Genomic DNA, 20,762 nt, shown 5'->3' with positions numbered 1-20,762 from the left:
AGGTCAAGACACTGTGAGTGGATCTTTCTATGAGTGACAGCTACTTATCTTTTGTTAACTCCCCCTGGGGCCGTCGCCTGGCCCAGGCCATCGGCTTGCCGCAGCCCTTGGCGCTGCAACGCCACCGCAGCGGCCAACCCGGCCTGGCCAACCCGGTGATCGTCGCCGGGGCAGGGCGCCTGACCGCACAAGTGCAACAGCTGTTCAGCGCCACCGACACGGTCACCGCCACCGCGGCGATCCTCACGGCGCCGTCCACCGGCAAGGTGCAGGGTGCGGTGTTTGATGCCAGCGACATCAGCGGCCTGCAACAACTCGATGAGCTCTATGTGTTTTTTCACGCCAACGCCAAGCGTCTCGGCCAGCACGGCCGTGTGGTGGTGCTCGGCACCGCGCCGGAACACTGTGCGGACTTGCCCCAGGCCATCGCCCAGCGTGCGCTGGAAGGTCTGGTGCGTTCGCTGGCCAAGGAACTGCGCCGCGCGATCACCGTGCAATTGCTCTATGTTGCGCCGGGCGCCGAAGACGCGCTGGACAGCAGCCTGCGCTTCTTCCTGTCGCGCCGTTCGGCCTACGTCTCGGGGCAAGTGGTGCGCCTGGAACCGCCGGTCGATGGCCACGTTGCCGTCAACTGGGACAAACCCTTCACCGGCCGTCGCGCACTGGTCACCGGCGCGTCCCGTGGCATCGGCCTGGCGATTGCCCAGGTGCTGGCCCGCGACGGTGCGCACGTGGTGTGTGTGGATGTGCCCCAGGCCCAGGAATCCCTGCAACAGGCGGCCGACAGCGTAGGCGGTTCAGCGTTGCCGTTGGACATCACCAGCGCCGACGCGGCCACCTTGTTGCACACCCATGTCAGCCAATACGGCGCCTTTGACGTGGTGGTGCACAACGCCGGCATCACTCGCGACAAAACCATCGCCAAAATGACCGAAGCCGCCTGGCGCAGTGTGCTGGCGGTCAACCTGGAAGCGCCGTTGCACCTGAGCAATGCGCTGCTGGACAACCAGGGCGTCAATCCTAGTGGGCGCATCGTGTGTGTATCGTCGATCTCCGGCATCGCTGGCAACCTCGGGCAGAGCAACTACGCCACCTCCAAGGCCGGGGTGATCGGCCTGGTGCAGGGCCTGGCGCCGCAAGCGGCGGCGCGTCAGGTCACGGTGAATGCGGTGGCACCGGGGTTTATCGAAACCCAGATGACCGCGAAGATCCCGCTGATGATCCGCGAGGCGGGACGACGCATGAATTCGTTGTCCCAGGGCGGCCAGCCGATAGATGTGGCCGAGACGATTGCCTGGCTGGCGCATCCGGCGTCCGGCGCGGTCAACGGCCAAGTCGTACGGGTGTGCGGGCAAAGCCTGCTGGGAGCTTGAGCCATGGACTACGTGACACAGATTATCGATCCACCGCCGTCGCGCAGCCAACTGCTGATGGATGGCCTGCGCGGCCTGCGTAAACCCAAACTCGATGGGCCGCCCGCGCTGCCCGTGGAACGTCTGGTGCGCTCGGCGGTGGCGTTGTCGGCTGCCGAGATTGGCGCCTATGGGCGTGCCTGCGGTTTTCGCCATGAGCAGGGCGTGCCGCTGTCGTTTCCCCATGTGTTGGCGTTCCCGCTGCACTTGATGCTGCTGACGCGGCCAAGTTTTCCGTACCCGGCCAGCGGCATGGTGCACTTGGCCAATCGCATCCGTCAGCACCGGCGCCTGCACGAGGGCCAGGCCTTGCGCCTGGAAGTGTTCTGCGCGCGCTGGGTCGCGCATCCCAAGGGCCAGGCGCTGAGCATCGCCACCCGTGCCTACAGTGAAGGCAGCCTGGTGTGGGAAAGCGACAGCCTGTACCTGCGCCGAGAGGTAAAAAATCCGGTCGGTGAGCCGTGGAATGATGGTTTGCCGTTGCAGGAAGAAGGCCTGCTGCGCACCCAGCGCTGGGTGTTGCCCGCCGACCTTGGCCGGCGTTTTGCCAGGGTGTCGGGGGATTTCAATCCGATCCACACCTCGGTGATCGGCGCGAAGCTCTTTGGCTTTCGGCGCGCCATTGCCCACGGCATGTGGACCCTCGGCCGCGCACTTGCAGCCCAGCAACCGCCAGGCGGGCTGGACCAGGCCGAGGCCCATTGCGACTTCAAGCTGCCGATTTTCCTGCCTGGCCAGGTCGCCCTGTGGAACCACCCCGCAAGCGGCCCGCGCCGTGAGTTTGAGGTGCGCAATTTTGCCGGTGATAAACCGCACATGCGCGGGCTCTTTGTCTGGAATGAGAACCGTCGATGACTGACTACAGCTTCAACCCGGCTCCGACTCGCCGTGTGGCGATTATCGGCGGCAACCGTATCCCGTTTGCTCGCTCCAACACCGTGTATGCCCACGACAGCAACCAGGGCCTGCTGGTGGCGGCGCTGCAAGGTCTGGTCGACCGCTATAACCTGCACGGCCAGCGTCTTGGCGAGTTTGCCGCCGGGGCCGTGATCAAGCATTCGCGGGATTTCAACCTGGCGCGGGAGTCGCTGCTGTCCACCACCTTGTCCCCGGACACACCGGCCTACGACGTGCAACAAGCCTGCGGCACTGGCCTGGAAGCGGCACTGCTGGTGGCGAATAAAATCGCCCTCGGCCAGATCGAAGTGGGTATCGCAGGCGGCGCGGACACCACCTCCGATGCGCCCATCGGCATCAACGAAGCCCTGCGCCACACCTTGCTCGCGGCCAATCGCGCCAAAGGCCTGGGCGACAAGGTGAAGAGCTTGCTCAAGGTGCGCCCGTCGATGTTTTTCAAACCATTGCTGCCGCGCAATGGCGAGCCGCGTACCGGGTTGTCCATGGGCGAGCACTGCGAGGAAATGGCCAAGCGCTGGCAGATCAAGCGCCTGGCCCAGGATGAGCTGACGCTGACCAGCCATCAACGCCTCGACGCCGCCTACCGGCGGGGCTTTTTCGATGACCTGATCAGCCCCCATCGTGGCCTGGCGCGGGACAACAACCTGCGTGCCGACACCAGCCTGGAGAAACTCGCCAGCCTGGGCCCGGCCTACGACCGCCAGAACGGTACGCTCACGGCGGGTAACTCCACGCCGTTGACCGATGGCGCCTCGGTGGTGCTGCTGGCCAGCGAGCAATGGGCTGCCGCCAATGGCTGGCCGGTGCTGGCGTATCTACGCACCGGCGAAACAGCGGCGGTGAATTTTGTCGACGGCACCGAGGGCCTGCTGATGGCCCCGGTCTACGCCGTGCCACGCATGCTCCAGCGTGAGGGCCTGAGCTTCAAGGACTTCGATTTCTTTGAAATCCACGAAGCCTTCGCCGCCCAGGTGCTGTGCACGCTCAAGGCCTGGGAAGACGCCGACTACTGCCGCGAACGCCTGGGCCTGGACGCGCCGCTGGGCGCCATCGACCGCGCCAAAATGAACGTCAACGGCGGCTCGCTGGGCTGTGGCCATCCGTTTGCCGCTACCGGCGGCCGGCAACTGGCGACGCTGGCCAAGACCATCCATGCGAACGGCGGCGGGCGCGGCCTGATTTCCATCTGCGCTGCAGGCGGGCTGGGCATTACCGCCATCGTCGAAAAGTAGCTCTATCAAAAACAACAACAAGGAGACTGCCATGAGCACTGTAAGCCTGGAACACACCGAACGGATCTGGCTGAACGCGTACCTGCCTGGCGTGCCGGCGGACATCGATGCCGGGATCGAGGATTACCCGTCGCTGCGCGAAGTGTTCCTGGAGCACCTGGAAAAATTCCGCGAGCGTGTGGCCTATGTGAGCATCGGCACCGAAATGACCTACGCCGACTGGCACATCCAGGGCATCGCGTTCGCCGCCTGGCTGCAAGGGCAGGGCGTGCAGAAAGGCGACCGCGTGGCGCTGATGATGCCCAACTGCTTGCAGTACCCGATCTGCCTGTTGGGTACGATTTTGGCTGGTGCGGTGGTAGTCAACGTCAACCCGCTGTACACCGCCCATGAACTCAAGCATCTGCTCAAGGACAGCGGTGCCGAGACGGTGGTGATCTTCGAGAACTTCGCCCACACCCTGGAAAAGGCCGTGGCTGGCAGCAGCGTCAAGCGCGTGGTGGTGGCAGCCATCGGTGACTTGCTCGGCACCTTCAAGGGGGCAGCGATGAACTTCATCCTGCGTCACGTGCAAAAGCAGGTGCCGCGGTTCAGTCTGCCGGGTGCGTTGCGCTTCAACCGGGTGCTCACGCAAGGGCGCGCGCTCAATCACTTCCCGGTGCCCATGGGCCTCGACGACCTGGCCTTCCTGCAATACACCGGCGGTACCACTGGCGATGCCAAGGGCGTGATGCTCAGCCACCGCAATATCATCGCCAACCTGCTGCAAGCCAAGGCCTGGGTCGGTGACCAACTGGACCAGGACAAACAGGAAACCAACGTCACCTTGTTGCCGCTGTATCACATCTTTTCGCTGACGGTGAATTGCCTGATGTTCATGTGCCTGGGCGGGCGCAACATCCTGATCGCCAACCCGCGTGATGTGAAGCGGGTGCAGATGATCCTGCGCAAGGAGCGCTTCAACGGCATTGCCGGGGTCAACACCTTGTTTAACGGTTTGCTGGAGAACAAGGAGTTCTGCGCGCGGGACTTTTCCGATTTGCGCATGGTGATTGCAGGTGGCATGGCCACTCACACCGCGGTGGCCAAGCGCTGGAAGGAGGTCACCGGGCTGCCGATTATCGAAGGCTACGGCCTGACCGAATGCTCGCCGGTGGTGAGTATCAGCCCGATCAACATTGCGCGCATGCGCGAGATGGACTTTACCGGCAGCATCGGCGTGCCGTTGCCGTCGACCTGGGTGCGCTTTATCCGCGAAGACGGTGAACTGGCCGACATCGGCGAGCAGGGCGAACTGCAAGTGCGTGGCCCGCAGGTGATGCAGGGCTACTGGAAGCGCCCGAAAGAGACGGCCGAGGTGCTGGATGCCGAGGGGTGGTTGTCGACCGGGGATATTGGCGTGATGGACGAACGCGGTTACATCCGCTTGGTGGACCGCAAGAAGGACATGATCCTGGTTTCGGGTTTCAACGTATATCCCAACGAGATCGAAGACGTGGTGGCGCTGCACCCGGGCGTCGCCGAAGTGGCAGCCGTGGGCGTCGAGGATGCGGTGACCGGGGAGAAGGTCAAGATCATCGTGGTGCGCAAGGACCCGAACCTGACGCAGGAACAGATTCTCGCCCATTGCCGGGAATACCTGACGGGGTACAAGGTGCCCAGGTACGTGGAGTTTCGGACTACCGAACTGCCTAAGACCACTGTCGGCAAGGTGCTGCGCAGGGCCTTACGCTGATAAACAGGCGGGGGACTCGATGATTGAGGCCGACACCTCTACCAACAGTGCCGCCGCCTTCGCAGCCTCGCTAAAGCTCGACAGCTCCCACAGGGGATTGGCGGTGCCCGGGGGATCTCCAGCCGAGCGCTGACAGCCCAGCAACACAGCTCAAATGTGGGAGCGGGCTTGCCCGCGAAAGCGGTGGTTCAGCCGAAACCTCTACCAACAGTGCCGCCGCCTTCGCAGCCTCGCTAAAGCTCGACAGCTCCCACAGGGGATTGGCGGTGCCCGGGGGATCTCCAGCCGAGCGCTGACAGCCCAGCAATACAGCTCAAATGTGGGAGCGGGCTTGCCCGCGAAAGCGGTGGTTCAGCCGAAACCTCTACCAACAGTGCCGCCGCCTTCGCAGCCTCGCTAAAGCTCGGCAGCTCCCACAGGGGATTGGCGGTGCCCGGGGGATCTCCAGCCGAGCGCTGACAGCCCAGCAACACAGCTCAAATGTGGGAGCGGGCTTGCCCGCGAAAGCGGTGGTTCAGCCGAAACCTCTACCAACAGTGCCGCCGCCTTCGCAGCCTCGCTAAAGCTCGACAGCTCCCACAGGGGATTGGCGGTGCCCGGGGGATCTCCAGCCGAACACTGACATTCCAGCAACACAGCTCAAATGTGGGAGCGGGCTTGCCCGCGAAAGCGGTGGTTCAGCCGAAACCTCTACCAACAGTACCGCCGCCTTCGCAGCCTCGCTAAAGCTCGGCAGCTCCCACAGGGGATTGGCGGTGTGAGGGGGATCTCCAGCCGAACACTGACAGCCCAGCAACACAGCTCAAATGTGGGAGCGGGCTTGCCCGCGAAAGCGGTGGTTCAGCCGAAACCTCTACCAACAGTACCGCCGCCTTCGCAGCCTCGCTAAAGCTCGACAGCTCCCACAGGGGATTGGCGGTGCCCGGGGGATCTCCAGCCGAACACTGACATTCCAGCAACACAGCTCAAATGTGGGAGCGGGCTTGCCCGCGAAAGCGGTGGTTCAGCCGAAACCTCTACCAACAGTGCCGCCGCCTTCGCAGCCTCGCTAAAGCTCGGCAGCTCCCACAGGGGATTGGCGGTGCCCGGGGGATCTCCAGCCGAACACTGACATTCCAGCAACACAGCTCAAATGTGGGAGCGGGCTTGCCCGCGAAAGCGGTGGTTCAGCCGAAACCTCTACCAACAGTGCCGCCGCCTTCGCAGCCTCGCTAAAGCTCGGCAGCTCCCACAGGGGATTGGCGGTGTGAGGGGGATCTCCAGCCGAACACTGACATTCCAGCAACACAGCTCAAATGTGGGAGCGGGCTTGCCCGCGAAAGCGGTGGTTCAGCCGAAACCTCTACCAACAGTACCGCCGCCTTCGCAGCCTCGCTAAAGCTCGGCAGCTCCCACAGGGGATTGGCGGTGCCCGGGGGATCTCCAGCCGAGCGCTGACAGCCCAGCAACACAGCTCAAATGTGGGAGCGGGCTTGCCCGCGAAAGCGGTGTGTCAGTCAGCTCATTCATTGGCTGACCCACCGCGTTCGCGAGCAAGCCCGTCCCCACATAAATCCACTGCAATGTTGGGGACTAGACGCTGCTCACTTTGACCCAGCGTTCTTCGCTGGCGGCCACGCGAATGGCTGTTGCCAGTTGCTCCACCGCCCATGCCGCCTCGAAGTCAGTGCCATCCGTACCTTGACCGGCCACGGCCATGATCAACTCCTGCACCTCCAGCGTTTTCAATTCGTTGTAACCCAACTGATGCCCCGCCGCCGGGCTGAATGCCGCGTAGCCGGGCAGGGCTGGCCCCGCGAGCAGGCGCTGGAAGCCGTCCTGGCCGACACGGCACAAACGCAGTTCATTAAGGCGCTCCTGGTCGAAGGCCAGCGTGCCTTTCGTCCCGCTGATCTCGAAGCTCAGGTGGTTCTTGTAGCCATGCTTGAGCCAACTGCTGCTCACCGTGCCGCGCGCGCCGTTGGCGAAGCGCAGCAGGGCATGCACCTGGTCGTCGACGGCGATGGTTTTCAGTTCGCTGCTGCCTTTGACCGCCGGTCGCTCGGTGTGCACGGTGTGGGTGTCGGCGCAGACGCTGGCCACGTCGCCCACCAAAAAGCGCGCCATCGACAGCAAATGGCTGCCCAGGTCGGCCAGGGCGCCGCCGGCATGTCCGACTTCGCAGCGCCATGACCAGGGCGAGGTCGGGTCGGCCATGAAGTCTTCGCTGAACTCACCCTGGAAGCTGATGATGTCGCCCAAATCGCCATTGGCAATCATCTGCCTGGCCAGCGTGATCATCGGGTTGTGCTGGTAGTTATAGCCGACCCGCGTCACCACCCCGGCGGTGCTGGCGGCGCGGCGCATGGCGTCGGCTTGCTCCAGGCTGACGGCCAGGGGTTTTTCGCAGTAAACCGCTTTGCCGGCGGCGATGGCGGCCATGGCCATGGGGTAGTGCAGGTGGTTGGGCGTGGTGATGGCCACGATGTCGACGTTGGGGTCATTGATCAACGCCTGCCAGTCACCGTGGGCCTGGGCGAATCCCCAGGCGTTGGCGCAGCGTTGGGCGCGCTCGGTGTCGGCGTCGGCCAGGGCGGCCAGTTTGAGAGTGACCGGCAGTTCGAATACCGCGCGGGCGTTGTTGAACGCCAAGGCATGGGCGCGACCCATGAAGCCTGTGCCGATCAAGCCGATTCCGAGTTCACGCATAGCCGTGGTCCTTTGCATTATTGTTTTCAGAGGCGCTATTAATGGAATAAAAATTCCTTAAACTCAATAGATGGAATAAAAATTCATTGCGTGTCGACAATCACTCCGGCGAATGCAGCTATATTCAGCTCGTGGCCAAATGCCGCCAGTTAACAAAACATAACGTAGCGCCGATTGTCAGACGATTCGAAAGCCCGATAGGATGGCCCCTGCTTCCTCCAGGCGCTCTAGATTGCAGGTTTCAAGGCCCCGGAAGGCAGGCGATAACAATAATAAATGGGAGAAAGGTCTATGAGTGAGCCTGTCATGGGTTGGGTTGTTTGCCGCCCACATGCCGCACGCAGGGTTGCGTTGCTGGCCACAGCGCTCTCGCTGTTTGGGGCCGTCGCGTTGCCGACGGCCGTCCAGGCCGCCAGCGATACCCCCGCCGCAGCGGTGTTTGCGATTGAATCCCCCAAGGCCGCCAAGGGCCTGATGATCGACGTGGTCCACGCCGGCAAGCGCCTGGTGGCGGTCGGTGATCGCGGGCACATCCTCTATTCCGACGACCAGGGCGCCACGTGGGCCCAGGCCAAGGTCCCCACCCGGCAATTGCTCACGGCGGTGTATTTCGTCGATGACAAGCAAGGTTGGGCGGTGGGCCATGATGCACAGATCCTCGCCACCGCCGACGGGGGCGCCACTTGGACCCAGCAATTTCAAGACCTCAAGCGCGAAGCCCCCTTGCTCGACGTGTGGTTCAACGACGCCAACCACGGCCTGGCCGTTGGCGCCTACGGCGCGCTGATCGAAACCACCGACGGCGGCAAGACCTGGAACGACGTCAGCGAGCGTCTCGACAACGAAGACCAGTTCCACCTCAACGCCATCGCCCATATCAAGGATGCCGGCCTGTTTATCGTCGGCGAGCAGGGCAGCATGTTCCGCTCCAGCGACGACGGCCAGACCTGGGAAAAGCTCCAAGGCCCCTACGAGGGCTCGTTGTTTGGCGTGATCGGCACCGCCCAGCCGCAGACCTTGCTGGCCTTTGGCTTGCGCGGCAACCTGTACCGCTCCACGGATTTTGGCAGCACCTGGGAGCAGGTCGAACTGAATGCCGCACGGGGCGCGCTGGAGTTCGGCTTGTCCGGCGCGACCTTGCTGGACGACGGCGCCATCGTGGTGGTCGGCAATGGTGGCAGCGTGGTCGTCAGCCATGACGACGGACTGACCTTCAGCGTCTTCAATCGCCCGGACCGGATTTCCCTCTCCTCGGTGACGGCGGCAGGCAATGGCAATTTGATCCTCGCGGGGCAGGGTGGCGTGCGTGTCGCCACCGTTGCCGGCGCAGAGCTCTCAAAATAATAAGAAGGCGGGGATTCAATGAGCAGTCATCACAACGATAAAGCGACCTTTCTTGAGCGTCTGATCTTCAACAACCGCCCGGCAGTCATCGTGATCTGCCTGCTGGTGAGTGTTTTCCTGTTCTGGCAGGCGACGTTGATTCGCCCGTCCACCAGCTTTGAAAAAATGATCCCCCTCAAGCACCCCTTCATCGAGAAGATGATGGAGCACCGCAACGACCTGGCGAACCTGGGCAACACGGTGCGGATTTCGGTGGAGGCCAAGGACGGCGACATTTTCACCAAGGAGTACATGGAGACCCTGCGGCAGATCAACGACGAGGTGTTCTACATCTCCGGCGTCGACCGTTCGGGCCTCAAGTCGCTGTGGAGCCCCAGCGTGCGCTGGACCGAAGTGACCGAAGAAGGCTTTGCCGGCGGTGAAGTGATCCCGCAAAGCTACAACGGCTCGGCGGAAAGTCTCGATCAACTGCGCAACAACGTGCTCAAGTCCGGCCAGGTCGGGCGGTTGGTGTCCAACGATTTCAAATCGAGCATCGTCGACATCCCGCTGCTGGAGTCCTACCCGGACCCGCAGGACCAGGGCAAGTTGCTGGCCCTGGACTACCGCAAGTTCTCCCATGAACTTGAAGACAAGATCCGTGACAAGTTCGAAGCGCAGAACCCCAACGTCAAGATCCACATCGTCGGCTTCGCCAAGAAGGTCGGCGACCTGATCGACGGCCTGGTGATGGTGGTGATGTTCTTCGGCATCGCGTTTGTCATCACCCTGATCCTGCTGTTGTGGTTCACCAACTGCCTGCGCAGCACCATCGCCGTGTTGAGCACCACGCTGGTGGCGGTGATCTGGCAATTGGGGCTGATGCACTTTTTCGGCTTCGGGCTGGACCCGTATTCGATGTTGGTGCCGTTCCTGATTTTTGCCATCGGTATTTCCCACGGCGTGCAGAAGATCAACGGCATCGCCCTGCAATCCAGCGAGGCCGACAACGCGCTGACGGCGGCGCGGCGCACGTTCCGCCAACTGTTCCTGCCGGGGATGATTGCGATCCTGGCGGATGCGGTGGGTTTCATTACGTTGTTGATCATCGACATCGGCGTGATCCGTGAGCTGGCCATCGGTGCCTCCATCGGCGTGGCGGTGATTGTGTTCACCAACCTGATCCTGCTGCCGGTGGCGATTTCCTACGTCGGCATCAGCAAGCGCGCCATCGCCAAGAGCAAGAAAGACGCGAACCGCGAGCATTCGTTCTGGCGCCTGCTGTCGAATTTTGCCAGCCCGAAAGTCGCGCCGATCTCCATCGCCCTGGCCCTGGTGGCCTTTGGCGGCGGCCTCTGGTACAGCCAGAACCTGAAGATCGGCGACCTCGATCAGGGCGCGCCGGAACTGCGTCCGGACTCGCGTTACAACAAAGACAACAACTTCATCATCAGCAACTACTCCACCAGCTCCGACGTGTTGGTGGTGATGGTCAAGACCAACGCCGAAGGCTGCTCGCGCTACGAAGCCATGGCGCCCATCGACCAGTTGATGTGGAAGATGCAGAACACCGAGGGCGTGCAGTCGGCGATCTCGCTGGTGACCGTGTCCAAGCAGATGATCAAGGGCATGAACGAGGGCAACCTGAAGTGGGAAACCCTGTCGCGTAACCCGGATGTGTTGAACAACTCCATCGCCCGGGCCGACGGCCTGTACAACAACAATTGCTCCCTGGCGCCGGTGCTGGTGTTCCTCAATGACCACAAGGCCGAGACCCTCGACCGGGCGGTGCATGCGGTGCAGGAGTTTGCCAAGGAGAACAACAGGGACGGCCTGGAATTCATCCTCGCCGCCGGTAACGCCGGGATCGAAGCGGCCACCAACGAGGTGATCAAGGAATCCGAGCTGACCATCCTGATCCTGGTGTACCTGTGCGTCGCGACCATGTGCATGATCACCTTCCGCTCCTGGGCGGCGACCCTGTGCATCGTGCTGCCGCTGGTGCTGACTTCGGTGCTGGGTAACGCGCTGATGGCGTTCATGGGCATTGGCGTCAAGGTCGCCACCTTGCCCGTGGTGGCGCTGGGCGTCGGGATCGGCGTGGACTACGGCATCTACATCTACAGTCGCCTGGAAAGCTTCCTGCGTGCGGGCCTGCCGTTGCAAGAGGCGTACTACCAGACGCTCAAGTCCACCGGTAAAGCCGTGCTGTTCACCGGCCTGTGCCTGGCGATCGGCGTGTGCACCTGGATCTTCTCGGCGATCAAGTTCCAGGCCGACATGGGCCTGATGCTGACCTTCATGTTGCTGTGGAACATGTTCGGTGCATTGTGGCTGCTGCCGGCACTGGCGCGGTTCCTGATCAAACCCGAGAAATTGGCGGGGCAGAAGGGCAACTCACTCTTCGCCCATTGATCGATTAGACCAATGCCGCAAGGCACGGCGGGGGAATTGACCTATCATGTGTCTTTTCCCCCGCAGTGACTTCACATCATGACCGACGCAACACCAAACCTGAGCAGCGCCCTGAACGACAGCGACATGCTGATCATCAACGGGCTGCACGCCTTCGAGTTCATCTTTGACCAGCATTTGCTGATCGAGAGCATGGACGGTCGGGACCTCAAGCGTTGGAAGTTCAGCCCCGAACAACTGGCCGCCGCCACCTTCGATGAAAGCCTGCAAAGCTGGTTGCTGATCAATGAAGAGGGTGAGCACCGCCTGGTTTGTTTGAGCGCGTTCACCGGCAACAATAACGACGAGGACGAAGCCGATGCTGATGCGTAAATTCTGGCCCCTGCTGATGGCGGGCAGTGTTGGCGCGATGTCGGTGCAGGCCGCACCGGCCGAGACCTATGAACTGTTGGTCGGCAGCTATACCGCCGGCACCAGCGAAGGCATCTACCGCCTGCAATTCGACAGCCGTACGGGCAAGTTCCAGGGCCAGCCGGTACTGGCGGCCAAGGCTGCCAACCCGTCGTGGCTGACCGTTTCCAAGGACCAGAAACATTTGTTTGTGGTCAATGAGAACGGCCCGGGTCAGAACGATCCGGTCGGTCGTGTGAGCAGTTACCGCATCGACCCACAAAGTCATCAACTGACCCTGATCAATCAGGTGCAGAGCCTGGGCAACGAGCCGACTCATTCCAGCGTGGCTGCTGACGGGCGTTATCTGTTCGTCGCCAACTATTCGGTATTGGAAGATCCGGGCGGTAGCCTGGCGATCCTGCCCGTGGACGCCGCCGGCAAGCTGTCGGCACCCGTGCAGTTGAGCGGGCACCCGGCCAGCCGTGTGAACCCTGAGCGCCAGGCCTCCAACCATGTGCATTCGGTGGTGTCGTCGCCGGATGGCAAGTACGTGTTTGTGCAGGACCTGGGAGCAGACAAGGTGTTTGCCTATCGTTACGACCCCAAGGCCAATCATGAACTGCCGTTGACTCCGGCCGAGCCCGCCTCGGTGCAGTTGCCGCCGGGCAGCGGTCCACGTCATCTGCTGTTCAGCGCCGATGGCAAGCATGCGTGGCTGACCACCGAGATGAGTGCCCAGGTCGCGGTGTTCGACTACCAGGATGGCAAGCTCAGCCAGACTCAGCTGGTGGACTTCGCTGCCGGGCAACCGGCTGCGGACAAGGCCGGTGCGGCACTGCATGCGTCCGCCGATGGCAAGTTCCTGTACGTGAGCAACCGTGGCACCGCCAATCAGTTGCTGGTGTTCGGCATTGACCCGGCGACCGCACACCTCACGGAACTGCAACGCCGTTCCGTCGAAGGCGATCATCCGCGCGAGTTCAGCCTGGACCCGAGCGGCAAGTTTCTGCTGATCGCCAACCAGAAAAGCAATGAAATTGTGGTGGTCGAGCGTGACCCCAAGACCGGCCTGCTGGGTAAAACCGTGCAGAAATTGCCGATAGATGCGCCCAGCGACCTCAAGTTCCTGGTGCGTCAATAAGCCACAGGCCCCGCACTGCGGGGCCTGAGCCTTTCTATTAATTCGAGTGATAACGGCTACTGTTTCAAAGCATTTCTAAGGTTCAACCCTCGGGCGTAAGTTGGGTTCCAAGGCCTTCCCGGCCACTCAAACCAAACGAACACAAGGGTAACCGACATGAACTTGAACCTCTTCTCCATCATCGCCGCTTCCGCCGTTTCCGCAACTGTGGCCCTGCCAGCGGCCGCCAGCGTGGAACTCACCGGCAAGAAATCCAGCACCAGCGCCTACACCCAGAAATACCTGCAACAGAGCGCCAACTTCTATGCCGCACTGGATCACAAGGCTCAGCACTGAATTCAAGATCATCTGAATCTAATGTGGGAGCTGGCTTGCCTGCGCCGCAGACACCTCGGTGAATCGGTTGTACCGAGTTGATGCTATCGCAGGCAAGCCAGCTCCCACAGTCGATCGTGTTGCTCTCAGGGTTTTGCCATCACTGCGACAAAGAGCGGTGAATCCAGAAACCGCTGTAGCCATACCTGCAACCGTTTATACGATGTACCGGCAAACCACACTCGGTCCACATGGGCAAACTGACGCACAAACGGCGCCAGTGCAGCATCCGCCAGGGTCAGGTGGTCTGCCAGCAGGTAATCCCGCTCGGCCAATAACCCCTCCAGCTTGTGCAAAAACACCTCGCCCTCGGCCCGATAGTGCTCCATTGACTGCTCCGGGTAGCGTTCGGCGTACTTGTAGCGGTTCAAGTGTTGTTTGAAGACCTGGTCATTCTCGGCAATCAACGCCAGCACCGCCGGGTCGCCGCCGAGCAGCCAATCCTGCGGATCGTTCTGCGCCAGCGCCCACTGCATGATTTCCAGGCTCTCTTCAATCACGCGGTCATCAACGCTCAACACTGGCACCGTGCCCTTGGGCGACAGCGCCAGCATCTCGGCTGGCTTGGCCTTCAGGCTGACCTCGACGATACGCACCGCCACGCCTGAGTAGCGCAACGCCAACCGCGCACGCATCGCGTACGGGCAGCGTCGGAACGAGTACAGCAGCACCTCGCTCACTTGACCTCCAGGGTGCTCAAGCCATTGCCCTGACGCTTGACCTGGATCTGCACCGGGATGCGCTCGTGCATTTCCTGCACGTGGGAGATCACTGCCACCTTACGCCCCTGGGCTTGCAAGCCGTCCAGCGCATCCATTGCCAATTGCAGGGATTCGGGGTCGAGGCTGCCAAAACCTTCGTCGATAAACAGCGATTCGATCCTCAACGTGCTCGACGCCATCGATGCCAGGCCCAACGCCAGCGCCAACGACACCAGGAACGTCTCGCCACCGGACAGCGAATGCACCGAGCGCAGTTCATCGCCCATTTCGGTGTCCAGTACCAACAGGCCGAGCATGCTGCCACCGCGCTTGAGGCGGTAGCGGCGCACCAGTTGGCGCAGTTGCACGTTGGCGTGGTGCACCAGCAGGTCGAGGTTGTAGGCCTGGGCGATCTTGCGGAATTTGTCGCCGTTGGCCGAGCCGATCAACGCTTCCAGACGGGCCCAGCGCTGCCATTCTTCATAGGCTTTGGCTGTGGTGAGCGCGAGGCTGTGATTGGCATCTTGGCGGCGCTGGTCTTCGGACTGGCGCGCACGCAGTTCGGCGAGGTGTTTTTCGCCGTCGGCCAATTGTTGGTTGAGCGCCACCAGGGTGCTGTCCAGTTGCTCGGCATCAAGGTTGCCGTTGTGCAAGGCCAGGTGCTCGGCCAGGCGCTGCTCGCGCTCTTGCAGCAGCACTTTGGCTTGTTCGACGGCTTTTTCACTGTGCTGCACCTGCTGGCGCAGCGCACTGACCTGCGCCTCATCGAAGGCCAGCAGGCGTGCGAGGCCGCTGTCATCCAGCTCGGGATGCAGGGCGCGCCATTCGCTGATGCGGCTGTCGAGCGTGTGCTGTTCGGTCAGCAGCGCCTGCTGGCGTTCCTGCTGGGCCTTGAGGTCGGCAGCCAACTGGATCAAGGCGTTGTGCAACTCGTGCAGTTGCGTGTTGGCGTCGGCTTCGCTTTGGCGTGACTGGGTCACGGCCTGTTCCAACTGCTGTTGCCAGTGTTCGGCGCTCGGATGCTCGCCCAACAAGGTGCTGAGCGTGTGCTGCGCGGCCTGATGCTGTGCGGTCACGTCGCGCAGTTGTTGCAGCAGTGCGTCGAGCTGTTGCTGGCGATGTTGCTGGTGGGTCTGTTCTTTCTCGATGGCGTGCTGGCGTTCTTGTTGTTCGGCCAGTTCATCTTTTTGCTGGCCCAACTGTTCAAGGCGCTGGCTGACCTGCTGGTCCAACTGCATGAAGGTCGCCGCCGGTTCGCTGCGCAAGCCTTCCAGTGTCTCGGTGGGCAACAGGCTGGCGAACCCATTGAGTTCTTCGTCGAGGCGTTCGCGGTCGCTGGACAGTTCGCGCTGCTGGTCCACCAGCAATTGGCGGGCTTGCTGGCTGGCGTCCTGGGCGGCTTGCAGTTGTTGCTGCAAGCGCCCGGCATTTTGTTGCAGGTTGAGCAGGGCGCCTTGGCGTTGTTCGTCCTGGCTGATGCTTTGTGTCAGTTGGCTGAGCTGCTGGGCCAGCCATGCGCTGCGCTTGGCCGCGTCCTGATTGAACAGCAGGGCTGACAGCGGGTGTGCGTCCAGGCTGGGCGCCAGGGCGCTTTGTTGCGCAGCGAGTTGTTCCTGCTGTTGCAGGAACTCTTTTTGCTGGGCGATCAGGCCGCCCACTTCACCCCGCAGTTCGGTGAGTTTTTCCTTGAGGGTGTCGACGGCTTTTTGCGCCGTGGCCTCTTCATTCTCGTCATGCCGACCGAGACTTTGCAGCAGCGCTTCGGGCTGGTGATACGGGTGTTCGTGGCTGCCGCACACCGGGCACGGTTGATCGTCCTGCAACTGCTCGCGCAGTTCCTCGACGCTGGCACTGCGCGCCAGGCGTTGGCGTTCCAGCAGCTGTTTGGTCACCGTCAGCGTCTGCTCGGCTACCGTCAACTCGGCCTTGGTTTGCAGGCCGGTCTGGTTCAGCTGTTCGCGTTGCTGCTGGGCGTCGGCAAGCTTTTGTGTCAGCGCGCCGGACTGTTGATCCAGTTGCTGCTGGCTGTCCCACAGGCGCGTGAGGTCTTCGAAGGCACGCTGTTGCTTGCGATTGTCTTGCAGCAGGCTGGCGAGCAGCTGGATTTGCTCGGCCACGGCGTGGGGTTCGGCGCCGGCCTCTTGGTACAACAGGTCCAGGGCTTCGCGTTGCTGGGTGAACCGTTCGGCGGCGGCAGTGGCGCGCTGTTCCAACTGCGGCAGTTCGGCCTGGCCCTTGTTCAGGCGATTGCCGATCAGCATCAACTGTTGCAGACGCTCACGGTAAACGGTCCAGGCATCGCCCAGCGGCGCGAGTGCGGCGCTGCGCTCCAGCCCGGCGGCGAGGCGTTGCAGGCGCTCAGTGACGGCGGCCTGCTTTTCCTGCAAGGCTTTGAGCAGGTTCTGGCCTTCGGTGCAGGCGCTTTGCTGTTGCTGTTTGTCGTCGTTGCGTTTGGCCAGGTCTTTGGCCAGGTGAGCGAGGGTGTTCTGTTCGGCGAAGGCCTGTTGCAGCAGCGGCCCTGCGTCGACTTGCTGTTTGACCGCGTCGGCCAATGCGGCCTGGGCGGCGGCTTGTTGCTGCTGGGCCTGGGCCTGCCGGGTAAGCAGCTCGGTCTGTTGGGTGTTGGACGCCTGAATCTGCGCGGCCAAAGGCGTCAGCATGCCGAGCAGCTCGGCTTGGCGTGTGAACTGGTGGCGCTGCGGTGCCAATTGTTCGAGGCGGCTCAGGTCCTGGCGTTGTTGGCCCTGGTTATCCCAGTCCGCTTGCGCGCGCTGGAGCTGTTCGGTGGCGTCGAGTTGGCGTTGTTGCCATTCACGCAGCTCCTTGAGCCAGGTGTGCTGCAACTCCAGCTGCTTTAGCTGGGCCTGCTGGACCTTGAGCTGTTGCTGGGCCTGGATGAACTGCTCGTCCAGCTCGGCGCGGGCTTCAGGGGCCAGGGGCACCACGCCGGTGGCCTGGTCTTGCAAGTGTTTGTGGGCGTCCTTGGCCTCCTTGGCCTTGTCGAACGCACGGCGGCCGAGGCGGGTGTACAGCGCGGTGTCGGTGAGTTTCTCCAGCAGCTCGCTGCGTTCGTTGTCGTTGGCCTTGAGGAACGCACTGAATTCGCTCTGGGCCAGCAATACGGCGCGGGTGAACTGTTCGAAGTTCAGGCCCAGGGCCAGTTCCAACTGGGTCTTGTATTCGGTTTTCTGGCTGGCCAGCAGTTGTTCGCTGTCCAGGTCGATCAGGCTCTGGCGGCTGTTCTGCAATTTGCCGCTGGCCTTGTCGCGGGCGCGGTTGGCTTCCCAGCGCGCACGGTAGCGACGGCCACTGACGCCGACAAAATCCACCTCGGCATAGCCGCCACCCGTGCCACGGCGCAGCAAGGTGCGCGGATCGCCGATGGAGATGTCGCTGTCGGCATCGGGCATCTTGGCCTGGCCGGTGTCGCCCAGCCGGGGCACTGCGCCGAACAGCGCCAGGCACAGTGCGTCGAGCAGGGTGCTTTTACCGGCGCCGGTGGGGCCGGTGATTGCAAACAACCCGGCGCTGGCCAGGGGTTCGGCGGTGAAGTCGATTTCAAACGGGCCGGCCAGGGAGGCCAGGTTTTTCAGGCGGATGGCGAGGATCTTCATGGCTGTTCATCCTCCTGTTGCACGTCCTGGAGCAGCACGGCGAAATCCTTCAAGGTCTGTTCATCCACTTCGCTGCCATAGCTGTCCTGCCAGGCGCGGCTGAACAGTTCCTGGGGGGTGAGCTGGTCGAGTTCTATCAGCCGCGCTTCGCCTTCCTCCTCCCGTGGGCCGGTGCCTGCGTACTCGGCGGCGATACGCACCAGGCGCACGGCCTTGCCTTGCAGAGCGGCTTCGATTTGCTGGCGCAGGTCGGGTTGGGGTTCGTCGAGGCGCACGCGCACTTCCAGCCAGGGGTGGTGCTGGGTTTCGGCGAGCAGGTCGACGTCGGGCAACTCGCTCAAGGCCGTGAGAATGTCGGCCAGGGGCGCGGCTTCCAGGCGTTGCAGGTTGACCGACCGCGGAATCAGCAACGGTTCGACGCTGACCAGTCGCTCGCCTTGGAACAACACGTCGAGAATCTGGTGCTTGTAGCCAATTTCGGAAAACGACAGTGGGATCGGCGAGCCGCTGTAGCGAATACGTTCTTCACCATTGACCTTTTGCGGCTTGTGCAAATGGCCGAGGGCAACATAAGCGACGCTTCTATCAAACAGCTTGGCCGGCAGCGCCTCGGCATTGCCGATGATCAAGCTGCGTTCGGAGTCTTCCGATACCGAGCCCCCAGCCATGTGCGCGTGGCTGATGGCAACCAGCGCCTGGCCTTTTTTACGCTTGGCGTTGGCGGCAGCGATGAGCGCCTCATGCACCTGGCCGATACCGCGCAGGTAATCGTCACCCAGGTGCGCGCCCGTGACTTCCGCGGGGCGCAAAAACGGCAACGCCAGGCACCAGCCGACAATCTTGCCTTTGGCATTCGGCAGGGGGATCAGCAGGCGTTCGGCATCCAGTTGGCCGTCATCCAGCCACAGCACGCGACCCAGGGCGTGGGTGCGCAAGCGGCGCATCAACGGCGCGGGCAGCTCGATACGCGAACCGGAGTCATGGTTGCCGGCGATCATCACGATGGTGAGGTCGGGGTTTTGTTCGTGGGCACTGATGATGAAATCGTACAGCTGCTCCTGGGCTTTGAGCGGCGGGTTGACCGTGTCGAAGATGTCGCCGGCGATCAACAGCACATCCGGGCGCTGGGCCTTTAATTGCTCGAGCAGCCATTTGAGGAAGCAGGCGTGCTCGAAGTCGCGCTCCTGGCCGTGCAGGTTTTGCCCAAGGTGCCAGTCGGAGGTGTGGAACAGACGCAAGGCAAACTCCCTGGAGAAGATGAAAAGGAGGGGAGTTTACCTGTAAAAGCACGCACGGTGCCGGTGGCTAGCCAAGATCCAATGTGGGAGGTGCTGGGGAGCGAGTGTTCGGCTGGAGATCGTCCAGGCACTGCCCATCCCCTGTGGGAGCTGTCGAGCTTTAGCGAGGCTGCGAAGACGGTGGCACTGTTGATAGAGGTGTTGGCTGAACCACCGCTTTCGCGGGCAAGCCCGCTCCCACAGGTGATTGGTGTTGCTGGGGAGCGAGTGTTCGACTGGAGATCGCCCAGGCATTGCCAATCCTCTGTGGGAGCTGTCGAGCTTTAGCGAGGCTGCGAAGGCGGTGGCACTGTTGATAGAGGTGTTGGCTGAACCATCGCTTTCGCGGGCAAGCCCGCTCCCACAGGTGATTGGTGTTGCTGGGCTGTCAGTGCTTGGCTGGAGATCGTTCAGGCACTGCCAATCCCCTGTGGGAGCTGTCGAGCTTTAGCGAGGCTGCGAAGGCGGTGGCACTGTTGATAGAGGTGTTGGCTGAACCACCGCTTTCGCGGGCAAGCCCGCTCCCACAGGTGATTGGGGTTGCTGGGCTGTCAGTGCTTGGCTGGAGATCGTCCAGGCACTGCCCATCCCCTGTGGGAGCTGTCGAGCTTTAGCGAGGCTGCGAAGGCGGTGGCATTGCTGGTAGAGGTGTTGGCTGAACCACCGCTTTCGCGGGCAAGCCCGCTCCCACAGGTGATTGGGGTTGCTGGGCTGTCAGTGCTTGGCTGGAGATCGTCCAGGCACTGCCCATCCCCTGTGGGAGCTGTCGAGCTTTAGCGAGGCTGCGAAGGCGGCGGCACTGCTGGTGGAGATGTTGGCTGAACCACCGCTTTCGCGGGCAAGCCCGCTCCCACAGGTGATTGGGGTTGCTGGGCTGTCAGTGCTTGGCTGGAGATCGTCCAGGCACTGCCCATCCCCTGTGGGAGCTGTCGAGCTTTAGCGAGGCTGCGAAGACGGTGGCACTGTTGATAGAGGTGTTGGCTGAACCACCGCTTTCGCGGGCAAGCCCGCTCCCACAGGTGATTGGGGTTGCTGGGCTGTCAGTGCTTGGCTGGAGATCGTCCAGGCACTGCCCATCCCCTGTGGGAGCTGTCGAGCTTTAGCGAGGCTGCGAAGGCGGTGGCATTGCTGGTAGAGGTGTTGGCTGAACCACCGCTTTCGCGGGCAAGCCCGCTCCCACAGGTGATTGGGGTTGCTGGGCTGTCAGTGCTTGGCTGGAGATCGCCCAGGCACTGCCAATCCCCTGTGGGAGCTGTCGAGCTTTAGCGAGGCTGCGAAGACGGTGGCACTGTTGATAGAGGTGTTGGCTGAACCACCGCTTTCGCGGGCAAGCCCGCTCCCACAGGTGATTGGTGTTGCTGGGCTGTCAGTGCTTGGCTGGAGATCGTTCAGGCACTGCCAATCCACTGTGGGAGCTGTCGAGCTTTAGCGAGGCTGCGAAGGCGGTGGCATTGCTGGTAGAGGTGTTGGCTGAACCACCGCTTTCGCGGGCAAGCCCGCTCCCACAGGTGATTGGGGTTGCTGGGCTGTCAGTGCTT

Annotated in this window: 13 protein-coding genes; 9 read left to right on the top strand and 4 right to left on the bottom strand. The window is 62.4% G+C overall.

The features are described 5' to 3' along the window. Window positions 1-29: 29 nt before the first annotated feature. The 4 genes from PSH81_RS14885 to PSH81_RS14870 are packed head-to-tail and all read left to right on the top strand — an operon-like array spanning window position 30 to window position 5,297. Window positions 30-1,373 carry a 3-oxoacyl-ACP reductase gene (locus PSH81_RS14885; RefSeq protein ID WP_305390964.1) on the top strand — a complete coding sequence of 448 codons (1,344 nt, stop codon included), beginning with the start codon at window positions 30-32 and terminating at the stop codon, window positions 1,371-1,373. A 3-nt stretch (window positions 1,374-1,376) separates the two neighbouring features. Beyond that, on the top strand, window positions 1,377-2,267 hold the full coding sequence (locus PSH81_RS14880) for a MaoC/PaaZ C-terminal domain-containing protein (protein ID WP_192300868.1): 891 nt from the start codon (window positions 1,377-1,379) through the stop codon (window positions 2,265-2,267). Beyond that, entirely contained in the window at window positions 2,264-3,562 is a 1,299-nt protein-coding gene (locus PSH81_RS14875) for an acetyl-CoA C-acetyltransferase (RefSeq protein ID WP_305390963.1), read from the top strand. Before PSH81_RS14880 ends, PSH81_RS14875 begins: the two co-directional genes overlap by 4 nt. A gap of 31 nt (window positions 3,563-3,593) precedes the next feature. Then, entirely contained in the window at window positions 3,594-5,297 is a 1,704-nt protein-coding gene (locus PSH81_RS14870; RefSeq protein ID WP_305390962.1) for an AMP-binding protein, read from the top strand. A gap of 1,572 nt (window positions 5,298-6,869) precedes the next feature. Here PSH81_RS14870 and PSH81_RS14865 read toward each other — a convergent pair. Beyond that, entirely contained in the window at window positions 6,870-7,985 is a 1,116-nt protein-coding gene (locus PSH81_RS14865) for a Gfo/Idh/MocA family protein (protein ID WP_226457354.1), read from the bottom strand. A gap of 306 nt (window positions 7,986-8,291) precedes the next feature. Between PSH81_RS14865 and PSH81_RS14860 the strand changes: the two genes are divergently transcribed. The 5 genes from PSH81_RS14860 to PSH81_RS14840 all read left to right on the top strand — a co-directional run bounded on the left by PSH81_RS14860 (window position 8,292) and on the right by PSH81_RS14840 (window position 13,593). Next, window positions 8,292-9,329 (top strand): YCF48-related protein, encoded by a 1,038-nt coding sequence (locus PSH81_RS14860; RefSeq protein WP_192300545.1) that lies wholly within the window; start codon window positions 8,292-8,294, stop codon window positions 9,327-9,329. 18 nt (window positions 9,330-9,347) lie between these two features. Then, entirely contained in the window at window positions 9,348-11,723 is a 2,376-nt protein-coding gene (locus PSH81_RS14855) for an RND family transporter (protein WP_226457355.1), read from the top strand. Window positions 11,724-11,801: 78 nt separating this feature from the next. Further along, window positions 11,802-12,095, top strand: coding sequence for a DUF5629 family protein (locus PSH81_RS14850; protein ID WP_192300537.1), 294 nt, complete (start codon window positions 11,802-11,804; stop codon window positions 12,093-12,095). Continuing rightward, entirely contained in the window at window positions 12,082-13,257 is a 1,176-nt protein-coding gene (locus PSH81_RS14845) for a lactonase family protein (protein WP_226457356.1), read from the top strand. The genes PSH81_RS14850 and PSH81_RS14845 overlap by 14 nt, the downstream gene beginning before the upstream one ends. Before the next feature lie 156 nt (window positions 13,258-13,413). Then, window positions 13,414-13,593 carry a hypothetical protein gene (locus PSH81_RS14840; RefSeq protein ID WP_226457357.1) on the top strand — a complete coding sequence of 60 codons (180 nt, stop codon included), beginning with the start codon at window positions 13,414-13,416 and terminating at the stop codon, window positions 13,591-13,593. Between the two features lie 125 nt (window positions 13,594-13,718). On the opposite strand, the gene PSH81_RS14835 is transcribed toward PSH81_RS14840, so the two are convergent. Genes PSH81_RS14835 through PSH81_RS14825 form a run of 3 tightly spaced genes read right to left on the bottom strand, consistent with a single transcriptional unit; the run spans window position 13,719 to window position 19,185 of the window. After that, window positions 13,719-14,312 carry a glutathione S-transferase gene (locus tag PSH81_RS14835; protein ID WP_305390961.1) on the bottom strand — a complete coding sequence of 198 codons (594 nt, stop codon included), beginning with the start codon at window positions 14,310-14,312 and terminating at the stop codon, window positions 13,719-13,721. Further along, the gene (locus tag PSH81_RS14830) at window positions 14,309-17,947 is read right to left on the bottom strand and encodes an SbcC/MukB-like Walker B domain-containing protein (protein ID WP_305390960.1); all 3,639 of its coding nucleotides are present in this window, start codon (window positions 17,945-17,947) and stop codon (window positions 14,309-14,311) included. The genes PSH81_RS14835 and PSH81_RS14830 overlap by 4 nt, the downstream gene beginning before the upstream one ends. Then, complete coding sequence (locus PSH81_RS14825) at window positions 17,944-19,185, bottom strand: exonuclease SbcCD subunit D C-terminal domain-containing protein (protein WP_192300532.1); 1,242 nt, start codon at window positions 19,183-19,185, stop codon at window positions 17,944-17,946. Before PSH81_RS14825 ends, PSH81_RS14830 begins: the two co-directional genes overlap by 4 nt. Between the last annotated feature and the right edge of the window lie 1,577 nt (window positions 19,186-20,762).

Source organism: Pseudomonas sp. FP2335, assembly GCF_030687535.1.
Classification (GTDB): Bacteria; Pseudomonadota; Gammaproteobacteria; order Pseudomonadales; family Pseudomonadaceae; genus Aquipseudomonas.
Note: the sequence above shows the minus strand (reverse complement) of the source record. Positions and strands in the feature narration are given on the sequence as shown.

Coding starts and splice junctions, on each gene's coding strand:
- PSH81_RS14870 (WP_305390962.1), top strand. CDS start 3,594: ATGAGCACTGTAAGCCTGGAACACACCGAACGGATCTGGCTGAACGCG.
- PSH81_RS14880 (WP_192300868.1), top strand. CDS start 1,377: ATGGACTACGTGACACAGATTATCGATCCACCGCCGTCGCGCAGCCAA.
- PSH81_RS14860 (WP_192300545.1), top strand. CDS start 8,292: ATGGGTTGGGTTGTTTGCCGCCCACATGCCGCACGCAGGGTTGCGTTG.
- PSH81_RS14845 (WP_226457356.1), top strand. CDS start 12,082: ATGCTGATGCGTAAATTCTGGCCCCTGCTGATGGCGGGCAGTGTTGGC.
- PSH81_RS14875 (WP_305390963.1), top strand. CDS start 2,264: ATGACTGACTACAGCTTCAACCCGGCTCCGACTCGCCGTGTGGCGATT.
- PSH81_RS14830 (WP_305390960.1), bottom strand. CDS start 17,947: ATGAAGATCCTCGCCATCCGCCTGAAAAACCTGGCCTCCCTGGCCGGC.
- PSH81_RS14840 (WP_226457357.1), top strand. CDS start 13,414: ATGAACTTGAACCTCTTCTCCATCATCGCCGCTTCCGCCGTTTCCGCA.
- PSH81_RS14885 (WP_305390964.1), top strand. CDS start 30: ATGAGTGACAGCTACTTATCTTTTGTTAACTCCCCCTGGGGCCGTCGC.
- PSH81_RS14855 (WP_226457355.1), top strand. CDS start 9,348: ATGAGCAGTCATCACAACGATAAAGCGACCTTTCTTGAGCGTCTGATC.
- PSH81_RS14850 (WP_192300537.1), top strand. CDS start 11,802: ATGACCGACGCAACACCAAACCTGAGCAGCGCCCTGAACGACAGCGAC.
- PSH81_RS14865 (WP_226457354.1), bottom strand. CDS start 7,985: ATGCGTGAACTCGGAATCGGCTTGATCGGCACAGGCTTCATGGGTCGC.